The organism is Legionella resiliens, assembly GCF_021344005.1.
Lineage (GTDB): Bacteria > Pseudomonadota > Gammaproteobacteria > Legionellales > Legionellaceae > Legionella > Legionella resiliens.
Genome location: NZ_JAJTND010000001.1, coordinates 143,672 through 161,227, shown reverse-complemented (window position 1 = coordinate 161,227; position 17,556 = coordinate 143,672). Strand labels below are relative to the sequence as shown.

Sequence of the window (17,556 nt, the reverse complement as noted above, 5' to 3'; positions counted from 1 at the left end):
CAAAATATGGCAGTTTTTTGGTAACGAAGACGTTAAAAAATGAGTATGGATTGGGGAGTTGCAGGTGTACGTATATTCTAAAAAATGAGCAAAAATCCATGAATTATGTAGCGTATCAGGCCTAAAAATACGGTGATACTGAAACAGCTCTAGGAAAAAACATGGTAATGGATTCTTATCTCGAAACGCTTGGTGTTTGAACATTCTTTAGTAAGCGCACCTTAGATGGACTTTTTAGCGAACCGCGATATAACCCAGGAGTTTTCTCGTTTATTCTTTGTGTTAAGAAAATAAACTCTTCTGAGTTGATCCAAAAAGGACTCCATGCGGGAATCCCTTTGGGCGTAATTCGGGTAGTTTCTCCTGATTCCAGATTGAGGGTCCAGAGTGCGGGCGGTGGTTCATTCCAATTTTTCAGAATCGCTTCATTCATATCCACATCCATAATTAGTGTTTTTCCATCAGGAGAGATGTGGAGGCGAGAAGCACTGCTCATGCTGCCCTGCGGGATAATTTCATGGATAATCCATTTCTTTATTAGGTTCCCTTTAAAATCCATCCAGTAAATTGCATCCAGGTCCTGGCTAAAAAAAGATGCTCCATCCTTCGCCCATGTCGGGCTATATTCATTCTGGGTATTCTTTATGAGGTAATAACCGCTGCCATCAGCGTGGATTAATGCCAGATGCCAATTATGATTGATAAAGGTATTAAAGAGCAGCTTGTTACCATCTGGAGACCATACTGGATTAAAGCTGTTTGCAGAGGGTATATTCTTTAATTGTTGTACCTTACCCGATTTAAGTTCAATTATAGCCAGATAGCGGCTTCCTGATTTATTTACTACATTATAGGCAATGTATTTTCCGTCAGGCGAAATTTCGGGAATGGAACCCTCGGTAATTTTTTGAGCATCGCTTCCATCCATTTTGGCAGTCCAAATGGAACCATCACGCTCAAATGCAAGCAGGGGTTGTGCTTGAGTAGCGATGCAATATAAAAAAGTAAACAATAACAAGAAAGTTCTCATAAGATGCGAATTTCCCTTCCAGTTCAATGCGCGTTTAACGCCAGCCCGGCTCGTTTGTACCATATTCTTCCCCAATTTGTGGGTCAGAGTTGGCAGCTTTTGTGCACGAAGCAAGTGATATTACAGCTGCCCAGAGATAAAAAATAGTGAGAATTTTTCTAAATAATTGGCGCGTCATCATTTTTCATTCCTTGTTAAGAAATCACTGAAAATTGGCTGGCTGTAACGTTGTCTTAATTTATGTTTCTGATTGTTGATCTACTCTATCACAAGAATACCAGGGAACAGAACTCAATGAGAGATATCAAATATGCATTTTCAGAGCCATTGCCGTATGGTTCCTTTCAATCAAGGAGGAATTGACGACACTGGACGTGTCCTTGTAGCCGATAATTCAATCGTTCCTGTTGGCATGGAGAGTATCCAAGGCAACTGCGACAACAAGGAAGGTAAGGTAATGACATGCATTAAATAAGCCATAAAGAAAGACCATAAGACGGCCTGTGATAAAAAATGACAAAAAGATCAACTATACTATAATTTGAATAATTGTAATCCATCTCGTGGTTGTTGTATGAGAAGCAAAGCAAATGTTACAAAAGAACTCCCTGTGAGCAAACGTTCTAAACTTGAACCCCCATATGATGCAGGAGATTGTGGTTATTATGCAGTATGTGTATGTTTGTTGTATCTTGGAATGCAAGCTAAAACAGATAAAGCACTCGCCGCAACAATTAATAATAGTAAAGTGTTAACGACCATTTTCTCCCATATGCCACTGCTCAGTAGAATGACGGGTTCTAATAATATGGAAACTATTGAGAACATATTCATAGGGCTTAATGCTTCCGGATGGGATAGGATTTCTTTTAGAGAGGTATTGAATGAGTTCAGTAATGGGATACGTCGCTCGCTTGTCACTTCGGATTGGGGATTGGATTATTTTAATAAAACAATACATGAAGGCGCGTGGGTATTTGATAACCAAAAATGGATGGATCTGCCACCATTTAAACGTTTAAATGAAAAAATTTTAGATAAAATGCTGATGCTTTCCAATGGCAAGGATGTCACCGCAGATGAGGCAGGAGCGTTGCGATTCCAAGCTACAGTGGAGATTTTTAAAGAATTAAATGAAGAAACATTAAAAAGTATGTCCAAGGCAGTCATTGAAAAATATTATGGTCCTGGTTCTGAGAAAGCCTGGCTTGACGCTGAATTTTTAAAATATTTTTCGAAACAACTGTTCCCCGGGTCCGATAATTTGTTTTTTGATCCTAAAAGAATTCAAATTACCAGTGATGGTCCTTCACAAATACACTGGTATGTCGATGTTCCTAATGGTGAGATATCGGACTCTTTATTAAAAACCGTAAATTCAGGGCCGAGTAAGGATCTTAAAGAAATTGAAGTGTATCGAGTAAAAGATAGCAACTTAGATGATCTTTCTCCTCTGATACAAGAGCATGAAGACTTACTTAAAGCCCAACAACAATTGATCATGAAATTTAAAGAAATCGCTTCTGGTCTTTATGCGAAATATCTTGATTCCTCTTTTCCGGAAGAGGTATTGATTGGACTTTCAGGCTTAAGTTGTTTTGAGAAAGAACCGCCCCTTCAAGCAACGATAGATGAGGTTTTAATGCCTATTGTAGCAGCTAGTGAAGACAATCTTTCGGACTATACCAATTTATGTATGACGCAAAAATCTATTGTCGCGCTGAATGAAAAAATCAAAAAAGTTGAAAAAGAGATTGAATCAAGGAAAGATAAAATATCTACATCATCATTGATTAGTTCGAGTTTATCCTTCCAGTCAAGTAAAGAAAAACCCGCAACTCATGATAAATCCGAAGTACTGGATGATTTTGAAATGAATAAAAATAAAAGCCTACCAACCTAAATGTATTTTAGTTATTACATAGAGTCGTTGTGGGATCTTCAGACTGACGTTTTTTATCGATCGTCGATACAGGTGGAAATAGAGAACTATAACTCGATAAAACAACTTCAACTTGGGTTCCTGGTAGTATCAGAGTAAGCCCCGAATGATAACCTGTTTTATAGATTGAAATAAATTTTTGCGTCCATTTATCATTAGGAAGTTCTAGGTACCAATGATTATTGCTGGGGCCTTTCCCAGTTATTTGGATGGCATTTTTATCAAACATAATATCTGATGAGCCTAATAAATGAGTGACTAAACATTTGAGAAACTCATCATCCAGCCAAGCTTTCGGTGCATCTTTTGTATAAAAATGAGAAATTACTTCCTTAGATGAGGCGGTTAACTCGTCCTCGGTTAAGGCATCACACGCTTCAATTTGTGCTTGGAATATAATTTCAAGAAGTTGTTCGTTATTAGAAATATCACTCTTGATTGCAGTTGCTTTTTCATAAAGCTTATCTGCTTTCATTTGAATTTTTTTCATTATATTTTTGAATGAAGATAATTTTTCCCATGCTCGATTGGTTTCTAACCATAAACCGCTTTTTATTTCATTTTTAATACGCTCTTGCAGCCAATCTGAGCCGGAATTTATTTGTTTTAATTGTAATGTAACATGAGATAAAATTTCAGAAAAAGAGAGTTGTTCAAAACCTGGGACGGCCATGGCATCTAAATAATTCAACAGGCATTCTTGGTTGGTTTTAAATGGTCTTTCAAGACATTTGAACGAATTAGGGTGAGTAGATAATAGTTTGCTTATTGCATTGCTTGAATTAATCGTAGATGCTATTTTCGCATCTTCAGTGGCTTTTAGGGCTAAATAAAGGAGTCCAATGATCACGACATGATAGCCGCAATCCCCAGAACTTTGAATAGGAGATAATTTAACCCTCCCGATCATAACATTCTCAGTTTTTTTCTGCATAATACGAACCCAAAAATCAAGCCAATTTTCCTGCAACGAAAGATAATTAAATTATCTTACATTAATCTCCCTATTCAGAACCCTTTTTTTCTTTTTCATCCCAACGGTTAATGCAATTGAGTTCTATATCAAATAAATCAAGAACGCGTCCAACGCTATGAGTAACAAGATCATCGATTGTTTGAGGATTATTATAAAACGCAGGCACCGGAGGAGCAATAATAGCACCTATTTCTGTCGCCCGTTTCATATTTTCAATATGGCCAAGATGCAGAGGAGTTTCACGAACCATTAATACCAAGCGTCTGCGTTCTTTTAAAATAACATCTGCTGCGCGGGTTAATAAATTAGAGGTTGTTCCACAAGCAATGTCTGCTAAAGTTCGCATGGAACACGGCGCAATGATCATGCCCGAAGTAATATAAGAACCACTCGAAATGCATGCGGCGATATCATGAATTGGATAATGCTTATCTGCAAGATGATGAAGGTCTGTTGCAGAAAGTTCGGATTCATAGGCGCGAGTTTGTTGGGCGGCTTTGGATACTATCAAATGAGTTTCATACTCTGTATTGCTTAATAACTCCAACAGACGGATCCCATAAATAATTCCAGAAGCTCCAGTAATGCCGATAATAATCCGCTTTTTTTTCATAACTTAACCTTGGTAAAGGAAAAAAGGCTTTTTTAAAATATAGCTTTTATAAAGTGTTTAAGAAAAGTATAAAATCCTAGAAAATACATTTCATAGTGGAGATGATTTCTTATTTTGCATCACTCATTTTTACATATTATCATATTTTTTGATAAAAATTTGTGTAAATAGCGTATACGATTCCTAACTAACTATGTAAATTGACTCGAGAGGAAATAATTCATGGAGTTAATTGTAAGCCAAATTATTAATCATGAAAAACAGTTGCTTGCCAAGAGTGATTCGGTCGATATTTTAATCAATTTAATCGATGATGAATTTATTGAATATGGGAGTAACGGCCAAATCCATGATAAAAATGAAGCAGCCCGATGGTTGTCATTAGAGGATTATTCTGAAGCAAAAGGCATGGAGTTTGAGGCAAAATTCTTGACAGAAGATGTGGTTTTATTAACCTACCTGAGCGAGATGCAACAAAACCACTTTTCCGAAAGTAAACGTGCACGACGTATTTCAATTTGGCGAAGAAAGAATGGTTCATGGCGGATGGTATTTCATCAAGGAATATCTATAGAGAAATAAAAAAGCAGTTGCTACTTGATTAATGGGAGCAAACGTAGCACAGCTGCTTGCAGCTGTCTCTTGATCACATCTTCCCTACTCCCCGAGGCTTGTCCGCGGGGTCCAGTGTTTTAGCGCAGATCTTCTGGATCCCGCGGACAAGCCCTGAGAGATGGTCACAAAAAGTGACCATCTCTCAGGCATAAAGCGCGGTACGTAGAGAAATTTAAAGCAGTACGTAGAGAAACTTAAGTGGTACATGATAAATTTAAAAAACTGACGATCGTTCAGGGTCTGTATACCTGCGGTATCGTCAGTTTTGAGAAACCTCCACTAAATTTTTCGCCTACCTACCGCGCTTAATTTCTTCGTCTACGTACCGCGCTTTATGCGCGGTATCCAGGGGATCTTGCTCTAGAAATGCTCAGCGGCATCTTAAAATATCGTTCTGGATACCGCGCATAAAGCGCGGTACGTAGGAAAGCAGTACGTAGAGAAACTTAAGTGCTACATGATAAATTTAAAAAAACTGACGATCGTTCAGGGACAAGCCGCGGGAAGTCGGGATAATTGTAATTAAATATACCTCGCTGGAAAATTGTTTATTCTCGAGATTCCCATCTGTTTATTCAACATGGAGAATGATAACATCACCAACCATTAAGTATGAGCTAGGGAAGGTGATACTATGAATGCAGGAGTCAATTCATTTGTTTTTTTTGTCGCCCTGATTGCTGGATTTGGCGGCTTTTTATTTGGTTTTGATTCCAGCGTGATCGCCGATGTTAAAGATCAGGTGATGGCCCAATTGTTGCTTTCGGAATGGCAATGGTCTCAGGTAGTGAGTATTAGTATACTTGGTTGTGTTCTTGGTATCCCTTTAAGTGGTTTCTTTGCCGATAAACTAAGTCGGCGTTTTCTACTCAAAACAGTCGCTATGGGGTTTATTTTAGGGACTGCGCTATGTGCAATCACACATGACTTCATTCTGTTATTAATTGGTCGGTTTATCATCGGTATTTGCATCGGAATTGCTTCTTATATTGCTCCATTATTTATTGCGGAAATTGCTCCTCCCAACCGAAGAGGAACTTTAGTGTTGATTAATGGATTAACAATTACTTTTGGTCAGGCAATAGCGTATTTAATCGGTTATTTTTTTCATGACTACTCGGTAAACAGCTGGCGACTCTTATTTGCGATGGGGAGTATCCCTGCCCTGGTTTTATTTACAGGGATGCATTTTGTTCCCCATTCACCGCGTTGGCTCATGAAGAAATATGGAATGGATAAAACCTTACACATTTTAAAACGTATTCGTCCGTCAGGTTATGATATTCAAAAAGAAGTCGAAGAGATTCAGAGCAATATACAACAAACTCAACCGAATCATAATTTATTGTTCAGATCCCCAATTGTTTTTGTTCTCTTGGTTGGTATTGTTTTGGGAATATTTCAGCAGTTCTCTGGAATTAATGCAGTGATGTATTACGGACCAGTTATTTTTGAATCGGCAGGTTTTTATCCAGTTTCGAATGCCATTTTGGCTACCTTTTGTATGGGGGCGGTTAATTTTTTATTTACATTACTTACTTTGTTTTATATCGATAAATTAGGCCGGCGGTTCTTATTATTAAGCGGTGCAATGATCGCTGCACTGAGCCTTTTTGCAGTGAGCTTGTTATTTAATACGGAATTACCTGGTCAAAAATTATGGATATTGGGTTCCTTATCAACATACGTTATGGGTTATTGCATTAGTGTAGGCTCTTTATTTTGGGTTTTGATCTCTGAAATTTATCCTACATCGGTACGTGGTCTGGCGATGAGCATTGCCACAGTGGCCCAATGGGGTGCTAATTTTGTGGTGTCTATATCTTTTTTAGCGATTTATCAAAATTTAGGAGAAGGACTTACTTTTGCTTTATTTGGTGCATTATGTTTGCTGGCTTTTTTCTTTATATATCATTTTATACCGGAGACGACCGGTACTTCTTTGGAAAAAATAGAGAAAAACTTGATGTCAGGTAAAAGAATCAGAGACATTGGCAAACCATTATCAGAAATAAAAACAAACGAATTTGAATTAGTGAGAGATTAAAAATGGATGATGCAAATCAACAAAGAAAATGTCGCATAGGTATCATTGGTGCAGGACGAATCGGTAAGTTGCATGCAGAGAATATCAAATATTATTTACCACAATATGAATTACTCGCCATTGCAGATCCTAACCTGGATAAGGAATGGGCAGATAAATTGGCGATTACAGGTCAATACACTTATTTTGAAGACGTACTGTTTCATCAACATCTGGATGCAATCCTGATTGCTTCACCTTCGAATTTACATGTGGAGCAGATTAAAGCTGCGAGCGAAGAAGGTAAAGCGATATTTTGTGAGAAACCAATAGGTTTGAATGAAAAAGAAATTTTGGATGCGTTACACACAGTACAGACAAACAATACCTTATTGCAGCTCGGTTTTAATCGACGTTTTGATCCCAGTTTTGCCCAACTGCAACAACAGGTTCAGGCAGGTGAAATTGGTGCAGTTCATCTTGTTAAGATTACGTCTCGTGACCCTGTCTGTCCTAGCAAGGAATATTGTGCCACCTCAGGTGGCCTGTTTATGGACATGACCATTCATGATTTTGATATGGCTCGTTTTTTAACCCAATCGGAAGTCATTGAAGTGTATGCAACGGGTGCAGTACTAATTAATCCTGATTTTGAAGCATTGGATGATGTGGATACTGCAATCATACAAATGCGTTTTGCTAATGGCGCTATGGGCGTGATTGATAACAGCCGCCAGGCAGTTTATGGATATGATCAACGGATTGAAGTGTTCGGAAAAGAAGGAATGTTGTTGGCCAATAATCAACTGAAACATTCAGTGCTTCATTATGCGAATACCTGCACAGAACAAGCCAATCCAGAATATTTTTTCCTTGAACGTTATCATCAGGCTTTTAGAGCGGAGTTAAATTCATTTTATGATGCATGGCTGCATAATAAACCTAGCCCTGTTTCTGGAAGAGATGGGTTGCAAGCTTTGCGTATAGCTCAAGCTGCGAAACACTCTTTAGTTACTAAATTACCTGTTTTTTTGAGCTGAGGATGACATGACTTATCCATCATTTTACTTTGATGCAAATCGAACCGTGGATTTGATTTGCATGGGCCGGGTAGCAGTTGATCTGTATGCGGAACAAATTGGTGTATCGCTTAGCGACGCTCAGAGCTTTAAAAAATATCTAGGGGGCTGTGCAGGGAACATTGCGGTGGGCGCTGCCCGTCTTGGCCTGGAATGCATGATGTTTTCTTGTGTGGGGCACGATGAAATGGGGTGTTTTTTAAAAAATGAATTACACGCCGAAGGAGTTAATACCGATTTGTTGCAGACCACTGAAAATCATTTAACAGGACTTGTGTTGCTGGGTATTAAGCCTCCTCATGAATTTCCTTTGATGTTTTATCGTACTGATTGTGCGGACATGCAAATTAAGTCACAGCAAATAAGCCAGAATGTATTGCAACAGGCGAAAGCAATTCTAATAACGGGTACAGGATTATCTACAGATGCAATGTTACAAACTACTGAAGAGGTTGTCCATCTTGCAAGAAAAGCTGAAACAGCAATAGTTCTTGACCTGGATTATCGTCCCGTTCTTTGGGGATTAACAGCATTAGGAGATGGGGAAACGCGATATCGCCATAGCCAGAAAGTAAGTAAAATCTATCAACGTATTTTATCTCATTGTGATTTAATCGTAGGGACTGAGGAGGAAATTTGTATCGCAGGCGGATGTGAGGAAGTCTATGATGCATTAGAGAAAATAAGGGAATTGACTCAGGCACCCGTGGTGATAAAGCGTGGAGAGAAAGGTTGTGCGGTTCATTTTGCCAACAACAGCCAGCATTTACAATCTAAGCCGTTTCCTGTGGAAATACTTAATGTGCTTGGGGCTGGCGATGGATTTATGGCTGGCCTCTTATCCGCTCTTTTGCGAGGAAAATCCTGGGAGGCCGCTACTACCTATGCAAATGCCAGCGGAGCTTTGGTAGTCACTCGCCATGGTTGTGCCCCAGCAATCCCCTATAAAGAAGAGCTGGACTATTTTATTCAACATTTTGATGAAGAACCACAAATTTGGAACAGTGCGCGTTTGAGGCAATTACATCAAAAGCATAATCAGCATAATTCTCAGATGCTTATTAAAAATTCCCAAGGTTTCAAGCAAGGATTAAATACCATTGTCACTCTGGATTCCTTATCCGATGGTATGAGTTTTAGTTCGATTAAATTAGATGCAGGGCAAAGCTACTTATTTAATGAGGGTTATGAATTTGCTGCCTTATTAATGACGGGGAAAGTAGTATTTCATTATGCACATCAAAGCCAACACGCAGCACGATACGATTATTTTTCTCAGGAGCCTATCGTCTTGCATTGCCCTGCAGGATCAAGAGCTTCTGTGGATGCTTTGACTGATTGTGAAATTTTGTTGATTGAGACAGAGAATTATGCTTCATTTGCTCCTTTATTATTTAATCAATCCAATCTTTTGGAGTTAGATAATCGAGGGAAGGACATTTTAGACGATAGCTCCTATCGCATCGTGAGGACTGTATTTGATAAGCGCAACAGACCCGAGTCTAATTTGGTCGTTGGAGAAATTATTACTTTTCAAGGACGATGGTCAAGTTATCCTTCCCATTATCATGAGCAACCTGAAATCTATCATTACCGTTTTACAGAACCACAAGGCTATGCGTTTGGTGAGAATGGGAAAGAAGTTTTACGTATTGAAAATTATGATACGTATCGAATTGCTAATGGCCAGACCCATGCTCATTGTGCTGCTCCAGGATATGCCCTTTATACACTTTGGTTTATTCGTCATTTAAAAGAGAACCCTTATACGACACCGACTTTTATCAAAGAGCATGAATGGACAAGAACGCATAAGGCAAATAACAGGGTATGGAAAACAGGCCTCGACCGCCGTTGCAACCAGCCTACGCACTGCCCCCATGACTTGGTCACGGGGTTATCCGCGGAGTCTAGTTTGTCCAGTAACACTGGATCCCGCGAACAAGTCGCGGGAGGTAGGAAGCAGGACGGCAGTCAAGTCTGGAAAAATAATAATTTCAAGGAATAATTTTCATGAAAATTAGATTGACAATGGCTCAGGCTTTATTGCGGTTTTTGGCAAATCAATACGTAGTGCTGGATGGTAACGCCCATCAGTTTATTGCGGGAGTATTTGGAATTTTTGGGCATGGGAATGTGACGGGTTTAGGTGAAGCGCTTGAGTATGACAATTACGGCTTGACTTATTATCAGGGACATAACGAACAAGGGATGGCACACGCAGCAACAGCTTATGCAAAACAAAAAAACAGATTAAGCATTTTTGCCTGTACTTCCTCTATAGGTCCAGGTGCTACCAATATGATTACCGCAGCAGCTACAGCAACCACAAACAGAATTCCCCTCTTGTTGCTGCCGGGAGATATTTTCAGTTGCAGACAACCCGATCCCGTATTGCAACAACTTGAGGTATCACATGATTATACCTTGTCTGTGAATGACTGTTTCAAGCCGGTGAGTAAATATTGGGACCGAATTGCTCGGCCTGAACAATTGATGACAGCATGCATCAATGCAATGAGAGTGCTTACGGATCCTGTTGAAACAGGTACGGTCACCTTATGTTTACCACAGGATGTGCAATCCGAAGCGTATGATTATGAGCATTCTTTTTTTGAAAAACGTTTTTGGTATATAGATCGAGAGCCTGTTAGTGAGCGCGCTCTGGATGAAGCAGTGCAACTTATTTTTAAAGCAAAAAAACCATTTATTATTTCTGGAGGTGGTGTTCATTATTCATTTGCAACAGAAGTTTTATCTCAATTTGCAGAACACCATAAAATCCCAGTTGCCGAAACTCAGGCTGGAAAAAGTGCTTTGCCAGACAGCCACTGTATGAATGTAGGTGGAATAGGTGTCACTGGTTCTGAAGCAGCTAATATTCTGGCGGCACAAGCGGACGTGGTTTTAGTGATTGGCTCGCGTCTACAAGATTTCACTACTGCGTCTAAATGGGGTTTTAGAAATGAAGCATGCCAAATCATTCATCTTAATGTCTCCCGTTTCGATGCAATCAAAATGAATGGTTTGATGTTGAAGGGGGATGCAAAAACAGGCTTAGAACAATTAGGGAAAAAATTAGGGGCTTATCAAACATCTAAAGAATATCAACAATGCGTGCAGTACTATCAAAATGAATGGCAGAAAGAAGTAAAACGAATTGGTACCGCAACGCATACTGTAACAGATGGTTTATCACAAACCAGAGTCATCAGTTTGTTAAATGAAATGGTGACAGAAGATGATGTTATTATCTGCGCAGCAGGAAGCTTACCTGGAGATTTGCATCGGCTGTGGAAATCCAAAAAGCCTAAAGATTATCATCTGGAATATGCTTACTCTTGCATGGGCTATGAAGTTGCTGCAGGTTTAGGGGTAAGGTTAGCTAAAGAAAATACTCCCGGCGAAGTGTATGTTTTGGTTGGAGATGGCAGCTTTGTGATGATGCATTCAGAGTTGCTTACCAGCATCCAGGAACACAAGAAAATAACCATCGTTCTTTTTAATAATCATGGTTTTCAATGCATTAGAAATTTACAAGAAAGCCAGGGCAGTCAAGGTTTTGGCAATGAGTTCCGCTATCGAGAAGAAAAAACCAAAAGGCTTTCTGGAGATTATTTGGCAATCGATTTTTGCAAATATGCTGAAGGGCTAGGTGCTAAAACTTTTTTTGCGGATTCTTATGAGCAGCTGGTCGTTGCTATGGATACTGCGCGAAGTGATCCATGTTCTTCAGTAATTGTCTTACCCATATTGCCTAAAACCATGAGTAATGGCTATCAAACTTGGTGGCGTGTAGGGGTGGCAGAGGTATCTAACTCTGAAGAAGTAACTAAAGCGCATCACATGATGCAAAAGCAATTGAAACAGGTTAGAGAATATTAAGGTTAAGGAATAGGTATGCACATTAAACTGGGAATTGCACCAATTAACTGGTGCAATGATGACGATCCCGAATTAGGGAAAGAGATTAGTTTTGAACAATGCATTAGGGAAATGTCAGAGGCGGGTTACATAGGTACAGAACTGGGTAATAAGTATCCTCGTGAAGTTTCTGTTTTAAAAAAGGCTTTAAGTGACCGTGGATTACACTTATCAAGTGCCTGGTTCAGTACTTTTTTTACTGAGCCAGAACAGCATGGACATACTTTATCCCGATTTATGGAGCATTTGAGCTTTATGCGCGCTATGGGTGCATCCTTTATTAATGTGTGTGAATGCGGGCACTCTATCCAAGGAACAGATTGGCCTATTTTAAGTCCTCATAAACCGGAGTTTAATGAAGAGCAGTGGGAAAAACTGATTCAAGGATTACATACTATTGGCCGGATTGCTTATGATTTTGATATGCAGCTTGTTTATCACTATCATGCAGGAACAGGCGTTTTTTATGAACAGGAAATCGATTATTTAATGGAAAATACGAGTCCTCAATTGATTTCGTTATTACTTGATACCGGCCATGCTGCATGTGCAGATATTGATTCACTTGCTTTAATCAATAAATACAATGATCGTATTGGCTATGTTCATCTAAAGGATGTTCGTGCCGAAATCCTCAACAAAGTTAAGAGTGAACATATGAACTTTATGGACGCCGTACGCACTGGTGTATTTACGGTTCCTGGAGATGGTGCCATTGAATTTGCTCCCATTATGCAAATGCTGCAAAAACATCAATATTCAGGTTGGATGATTGTTGAAGCAGAACAGGATCCAGCTAAAGCTTCCCCGTTTCAGTATGCTAAAAAGGCCTATGATTTCCTACAGCAGCATATTAAATAAAAATAGAGCAAGAGTTGTACAAATAGTGGGTAAGCTTCTCCTGCCCTCATACCGCGACGTGTTCGCGGTATCCAGTAGCCCAAAAAACCACCCACACACCACAAGAGCGTCAATACGTTTAATCTTTAAACTATAATTTACATATAAGTGAAGAGTAGGATCTGTATTATTCAATGGAAACGAGAGACTTTGCGAAAGAGCTCTAATCACTTTTTCTATGTGAAATAATGTTTTTTACTCACTTGTTATGGGAGCTTTGTGGTCATGGGTTTATCATTATTAGAACTTTTAACGTATCACGATAATGGACAAATAACATTTGATGCCTACATAAATAACCAAAAAGTCACTTCATATGAGGGTTATTTGCAAGTTATAGATCAGATTACTCGTATTTGTGAGCATGAGGATGATGCTCCCCTGGCAAAAGCCCATGTGAAAAATTTAGCTAAAATTTTATTGCAAAAATTCCAAGAGCATCTTAGAGAAAACAAAAGTGATTGGTACGATAAAAGTAATCCAAAGATATATACAGTGGCCAAGCAGCTGGAGGCTTTTGCTTATTTAACAGGCGAACAAGAAGCTATTAACGCGATAGTTGAAGAATTCCCCTTATTGAAATTAGTAAAATGTGATTATGAGTCTTATCTGTATAATAACTTTCTAAATAATGGCGATCCGCTTAAATTTAAAAATTTTGATCGTGATCTTCTCGTTTTACAAATGATGATTCGGGTGTTGGATCCTCGTTATATCAATCAGCGTGATGAGCAAGTGTGTGGCGTCAATGCTTTTGTGCATAATATCGCCTTATTCAATCCATTAAAATACGTACAGATAGTAACTGAACTCGCTGCAAAAGGGGTTTGTGATCTTAAAGAGTTTGCCGGGAAGGAAGGCGTATTACGGGTCGAAGTCACGGAAGGGGTTGCAAATAAAAAAAGTTCGGACGGAACTACGATTCACGATGCAGATCACATTATTTTAAATGGAATACGTTCATCAGAAAATTCTATTGTTCACTACAGTGAAGAAGGAGCAGATCTGGCCAAAAAACTTTTTGGTGTTACTACGCATCATGAAATCAATGGCTGGATGCAACAAGCTGGGTACAACCATGTGCGAAATATCCCCATTCATAATAGGGAGGCAATAAAGCAATTACAATTACTCATTCAAGATGGTTATATGGTGGGTTTTGCCGGCACAGGAAGCCTTGCTGCATATATTCTTGATCCAGAGGATGGGGAACCTAAAAATCAAAATCTCGTGCAACGTTTTATGGATGGTCATTTTTTTATTATTAGAAATATCGAGTTTGATGAACAAAATGATAAAGTAAATATTCGTATTATGACTTGGGGAAAAGAACAATCAGCCTCAATTCCATTTGAGGTATGGAAAAAGAATATAGGACTTGTGGGAACCGCAGTTGTTGGTCAAGACCCGTATGCGAATATTATGTTTCGCGTAAAAGCACGGGATATTGACGATTTACAACGTACTACCTATTGCTCCCCAGAAGCATATTGTTTGTATGTGAGGAATATCATTGAGGATTCACCTGGCTATGAAAAAATTAATAAACTATTAGACCAGGCGTTTAAACATGAAAATGGAATAACCTGGTATCAAGCTGCAAAAGGAATACAAGATGCCATTGAGGAATTACCTAGAGAAAAAGCACTCATGGTTCCCTCAAAAATCTCTATTATTCCCTTAGTGACACCAGAGATTAAAACGGAATTTAATAGAATTCATCATATACATTGTCGTGCACGAAAAATCAGTGCTTTGGAAAATTTAGGTATCCAAGATAACATTGAAGTCCAGCGCCAACTCATCCCCCTGTACGCACAAGAAGGACAATGGGATAAGATAAAAGGACTTTTAGCTGATATAAAAAGTTACAGCCATACTGATCGAGAAATAATATATGAAAGCCTGGAGCTTGGGTGTTGTTTGGTAGTTGGGGGAGTAAAAGTTCCAGGCGATATAAAGGAAGTAGTCGAAAAGAATACTCGCTTTCATTTTCAAGTAAAGGACTTAATTAGTGTATTAAGTGAGATTACTGGACTACCTAAAGGAGGCCCTTTTACCTATGGGGTTCGAAGTAGATTATTAGAGGTTGTTAATCACAGACTTAAGGAAGAAGGAAAAGCAAAAGTCCATAGTCTGAGCAATGTTATTTTATATAAGAAAGATATTTATCATTTAGTATCATTACTCGATAAGGAAGTCCATAGAATGGATCCATCCCATAAAACGATGCGTAAAGAAAAATTAGAGAAATTTTGTACGTTGCTAATTAATAAAATTGAGAATAAAGACGCACCGCATGATAAAATGGTGGATTTACAATCTGCTTCTAATCTCGACCACAAATTGCCTAGATTTTTACAAAAGCTATCTGAGTTTTTTTTAAAAGTAGCTTCGATTTTTGATAAAAACCTAATAACCAAGGACGTTGAAAAAATTAAAAGTTTTAAAGACGATTTAAATGGTGCTAAAGAAAATAATAAATCAGAAGAATACGATGTAAGTTTGGCTCCCATAGTTGATAATATTTAAGCGTTGATTATCAATTTTGATAATTGTTCTTCGTTTCAAACTTATTTGAAATAGGAGCCGGGTAAATTAAAAATTAGTAATATATTGTCTTAATGTGGTAACAAGGGATTACCTATATCATTAATCCCTTGCTTCCCACTGCTCGCTCATTAAATTCTTTCGCCAAAAATTCGATTTTTTGCCCCAATTGATTTTTTCCGATTATTTTTTCAGAGGCTTTATAAAATGTTTGGGATAAATAAGACATATAACCTGTGTTATTCTCATCAGATTTACGTCGTTGGATGCTCTTTTCATCGGAGCTCATACTGGTTAATAATAGCTTCATCAGTTCCTGGTATTCAGTATCCCCCTCGTCTTCAAAGCGTGAATAAAGATTCCCTGCATTTTCCACATACTTCAGGATCAATCGTTTTTTTATGTCAAAAATATCTCGCTCAACTTTATTGGTAGCAATGTCAAATTCCTTTTCAAGAATGTATTCATATAAGACAAATGAAAATTGATTGACCCAGGGAACAGTTCTATTATTTTTAAATAATGATACATCTTTAATATTAGTAATTAGAGAAGGACTGTTTTGGGCTAGATCATTTAATGCATTAATAAAATTGTTCAGGCTGGATGTGAAGAATGTTTCATAAAGATCGGTTGTGAATGTGGTGCTATGTTCTTTATTATATTCTTTGACGGCAGTTACAACTTCCTTTGATATCGATTCAATTTCCTTTAAAATTCTTTCAAAATAAGCTGTGTAATTATCCCCATCAATGTCTATTTCTTTAATTTTCTTAATTAAACATCTTGCAAATTCATTTCTTTGAATTAATAACTCAGCTTCCTTACCTTTATACGTTTTTTCATCCGCCTGCAATTGGTAGGCATCCAGTATTTTTTGACAATAACGGTGTGTCATATCCTTAAAAATGCTCATCGTCCCTCTCTTGTATAGTTCGCCAGAAAATACCCAAAAATCACAGATCTATTTTCGGGGATATCCATTTCTGCTGTTTCACCGCTTTGTTTCTTTTCCAGCCGCGGTAATATGCCAGTTTTGGAATTTAAAAATGAAGCTTAAAAATCGTTATGATAGTCATAGTGCCTAATATTAACTCATTGTAAGCTACAGGAAAAGCAATTGATTTTAGTTTCTTTTCTTGAGTATAAAGATTTTGGCTTTGGCACTGGAAGCTATGTTTAAAATTCTTTATCAATAACTAGGGTATTGAGTCCAAATGGAGATTGGCGATGCGGGTTAAATTTTTCAAAAACAAAAAAATCGAAACGAATACCTCAAATCAATATCGTGAAACTTTATGTGACGCACTAGAACACACTATGGGCGTGTGCATTGCCAGCACTTCTGCATTAGTTATCAATCCTCTAACAGCAAAAATAGGCAAAGAGCGGATGGCTAAATATAATGAAAATAGCTTAATCGCAGTGAAGGAAGTAGGCGAAGTGAGATCTTTTTTGCTTAAAATTTCAAAGTATCGTGAGGAAAAAAAGATTGATTTTTTCGATGCGAGAGCACCACTAAAATATATAATTTCAACGCATAGAGCGGGAAACTGTGAACACCAAGCATTTTATTTGGCCACTTTGCTAAAACTACAAAACATCCCTGCTTTTATTTATGATATCGAAGATATTGAGCATACCGTAGTGATTACAAAAGATTTTCTTCTTGACCCTTGGATAGGTAAGATTTTTTCACTTACTGAAGCAGATCTTGGTAAATTCTATGGTTCGTCTCTGAATATGAAGGCATCATGGTTGAATCAATTGCTAAGTAATGAAGAGTTTACGTATTATGAAAGGCTGAACAAGAAAACACTAAATCATTATTTTGCTCAGCCAGCGGAAGAGAAGGCAATGCCAATTAGTTGTTGTGCCCTATTTTAAAATTGCGCTCTAAT

At 38.2% G+C, this 17,556-nt stretch carries 15 protein-coding genes; 10 read left to right on the top strand and 5 right to left on the bottom strand.

The window, feature by feature from the left end; genetic code table 11:
• Positions 1-175: 175 nt before the first annotated feature.
• On the bottom strand, positions 176-1,030 hold the full coding sequence (locus LXO92_RS00720) for a TolB-like translocation protein (protein WP_232890129.1): 855 nt from the start codon (positions 1,028-1,030) through the stop codon (positions 176-178).
• 34 nt (positions 1,031-1,064) lie between these two features.
• Positions 1,065-1,211, bottom strand: a complete 147-nt coding sequence (locus LXO92_RS00715; RefSeq protein WP_182350843.1) for a hypothetical protein — start codon at positions 1,209-1,211, stop codon at positions 1,065-1,067.
• Positions 1,212-1,340: 129 nt separating this feature from the next.
• On the opposite strand from LXO92_RS00715, the gene LXO92_RS00710 reads away from it, so the two are divergent.
• Together LXO92_RS00710 and LXO92_RS00705 are read left to right on the top strand one after the other, a co-directional pair.
• Entirely contained in the window at positions 1,341-1,505 is a 165-nt protein-coding gene (locus tag LXO92_RS00710) for a hypothetical protein (RefSeq protein ID WP_182350842.1), read from the top strand.
• A 99-nt stretch (positions 1,506-1,604) separates the two neighbouring features.
• Positions 1,605-2,933 (top strand): hypothetical protein, encoded by a 1,329-nt coding sequence (locus tag LXO92_RS00705; RefSeq protein ID WP_232890128.1) that lies wholly within the window; start codon positions 1,605-1,607, stop codon positions 2,931-2,933.
• A gap of 7 nt (positions 2,934-2,940) precedes the next feature.
• Here LXO92_RS00705 and LXO92_RS00700 read toward each other — a convergent pair whose 3' ends face one another.
• Both LXO92_RS00700 and LXO92_RS00695 read right to left on the bottom strand, forming a co-directional pair.
• Positions 2,941-3,906 (bottom strand): hypothetical protein, encoded by a 966-nt coding sequence (locus tag LXO92_RS00700; protein WP_182350840.1) that lies wholly within the window; start codon positions 3,904-3,906, stop codon positions 2,941-2,943.
• Between the two features lie 70 nt (positions 3,907-3,976).
• Positions 3,977-4,561, bottom strand: a complete 585-nt coding sequence (locus tag LXO92_RS00695; protein ID WP_182350839.1) for a UbiX family flavin prenyltransferase — start codon at positions 4,559-4,561, stop codon at positions 3,977-3,979.
• A 222-nt stretch (positions 4,562-4,783) separates the two neighbouring features.
• Between LXO92_RS00695 and LXO92_RS00690 the strand changes: the two genes are divergently transcribed.
• The 7 genes from LXO92_RS00690 (at position 4,784) to LXO92_RS00660 (ending at position 15,637) form a co-directional block, all read left to right on the top strand.
• Positions 4,784-5,143: a DUF4440 domain-containing protein gene (locus tag LXO92_RS00690; protein ID WP_182350838.1), complete on the top strand. Its 360-nt coding sequence runs from the start codon at positions 4,784-4,786 to the stop codon at positions 5,141-5,143.
• A 667-nt stretch (positions 5,144-5,810) separates the two neighbouring features.
• Positions 5,811-7,223: a sugar porter family MFS transporter gene (locus LXO92_RS00685; protein WP_232890127.1), complete on the top strand. Its 1,413-nt coding sequence runs from the start codon at positions 5,811-5,813 to the stop codon at positions 7,221-7,223.
• Between the two features lie 2 nt (positions 7,224-7,225).
• Positions 7,226-8,242 (top strand): inositol 2-dehydrogenase, encoded by a 1,017-nt coding sequence (gene iolG, locus LXO92_RS00680; RefSeq protein ID WP_182350836.1) that lies wholly within the window; start codon positions 7,226-7,228, stop codon positions 8,240-8,242.
• 7 nt (positions 8,243-8,249) lie between these two features.
• The gene (iolC, locus tag LXO92_RS00675; protein ID WP_232890123.1) at positions 8,250-10,289 is read left to right on the top strand and encodes a 5-dehydro-2-deoxygluconokinase; all 2,040 of its coding nucleotides are present in this window, start codon (positions 8,250-8,252) and stop codon (positions 10,287-10,289) included.
• Between the two features lie 5 nt (positions 10,290-10,294).
• Positions 10,295-12,166 carry a 3D-(3,5/4)-trihydroxycyclohexane-1,2-dione acylhydrolase (decyclizing) gene (gene iolD / locus LXO92_RS00670; protein ID WP_182350835.1) on the top strand — a complete coding sequence of 624 codons (1,872 nt, stop codon included), beginning with the start codon at positions 10,295-10,297 and terminating at the stop codon, positions 12,164-12,166.
• Positions 12,167-12,181: 15 nt separating this feature from the next.
• Entirely contained in the window at positions 12,182-13,066 is an 885-nt protein-coding gene (gene iolE / locus LXO92_RS00665) for a myo-inosose-2 dehydratase (protein ID WP_182350834.1), read from the top strand.
• A gap of 264 nt (positions 13,067-13,330) precedes the next feature.
• The gene (locus LXO92_RS00660; protein ID WP_232890122.1) at positions 13,331-15,637 is read left to right on the top strand and encodes a hypothetical protein; all 2,307 of its coding nucleotides are present in this window, start codon (positions 13,331-13,333) and stop codon (positions 15,635-15,637) included.
• Between the two features lie 112 nt (positions 15,638-15,749).
• Here the strand turns inward: LXO92_RS00660 and LXO92_RS00655 are convergent, their stop codons facing one another.
• Positions 15,750-16,571, bottom strand: a complete 822-nt coding sequence (locus tag LXO92_RS00655) for a hypothetical protein (protein WP_182350832.1) — start codon at positions 16,569-16,571, stop codon at positions 15,750-15,752.
• A 314-nt stretch (positions 16,572-16,885) separates the two neighbouring features.
• Between LXO92_RS00655 and LXO92_RS00650 the strand changes: the two genes are divergently transcribed.
• Positions 16,886-17,542, top strand: coding sequence for a hypothetical protein (locus LXO92_RS00650; protein WP_232890121.1), 657 nt, complete (start codon positions 16,886-16,888; stop codon positions 17,540-17,542).
• Positions 17,543-17,556: the final 14 nt, after the last annotated feature.

Excerpts from the sequence above, each read along its gene's own strand:
- LXO92_RS00715 (WP_182350843.1), bottom strand. The coding sequence starts at position 1,211 with ATGATGACGCGCCAATTATTTAGAAAAATTCTCACTATTTTTTATCTC.
- LXO92_RS00720 (WP_232890129.1), bottom strand. The coding sequence starts at position 1,030 with ATGAGAACTTTCTTGTTATTGTTTACTTTTTTATATTGCATCGCTACT.
- LXO92_RS00650 (WP_232890121.1), top strand. The coding sequence starts at position 16,886 with ATGCGGGTTAAATTTTTCAAAAACAAAAAAATCGAAACGAATACCTCA.
- LXO92_RS00685 (WP_232890127.1), top strand. The coding sequence starts at position 5,811 with ATGAATGCAGGAGTCAATTCATTTGTTTTTTTTGTCGCCCTGATTGCT.
- LXO92_RS00710 (WP_182350842.1), top strand. The coding sequence starts at position 1,341 with ATGCATTTTCAGAGCCATTGCCGTATGGTTCCTTTCAATCAAGGAGGA.
- LXO92_RS00700 (WP_182350840.1), bottom strand. The coding sequence starts at position 3,906 with ATGCAGAAAAAAACTGAGAATGTTATGATCGGGAGGGTTAAATTATCT.
- LXO92_RS00705 (WP_232890128.1), top strand. The coding sequence starts at position 1,605 with ATGAGAAGCAAAGCAAATGTTACAAAAGAACTCCCTGTGAGCAAACGT.
- LXO92_RS00695 (WP_182350839.1), bottom strand. The coding sequence starts at position 4,561 with ATGAAAAAAAAGCGGATTATTATCGGCATTACTGGAGCTTCTGGAATT.
- iolD (WP_182350835.1), top strand. The coding sequence starts at position 10,295 with ATGAAAATTAGATTGACAATGGCTCAGGCTTTATTGCGGTTTTTGGCA.
- LXO92_RS00655 (WP_182350832.1), bottom strand. The coding sequence starts at position 16,571 with ATGAGCATTTTTAAGGATATGACACACCGTTATTGTCAAAAAATACTG.
- iolC (WP_232890123.1), top strand. The coding sequence starts at position 8,250 with ATGACTTATCCATCATTTTACTTTGATGCAAATCGAACCGTGGATTTG.
- iolE (WP_182350834.1), top strand. The coding sequence starts at position 12,182 with ATGCACATTAAACTGGGAATTGCACCAATTAACTGGTGCAATGATGAC.
- LXO92_RS00690 (WP_182350838.1), top strand. The coding sequence starts at position 4,784 with ATGGAGTTAATTGTAAGCCAAATTATTAATCATGAAAAACAGTTGCTT.
- LXO92_RS00660 (WP_232890122.1), top strand. The coding sequence starts at position 13,331 with ATGGGTTTATCATTATTAGAACTTTTAACGTATCACGATAATGGACAA.
- iolG (WP_182350836.1), top strand. The coding sequence starts at position 7,226 with ATGGATGATGCAAATCAACAAAGAAAATGTCGCATAGGTATCATTGGT.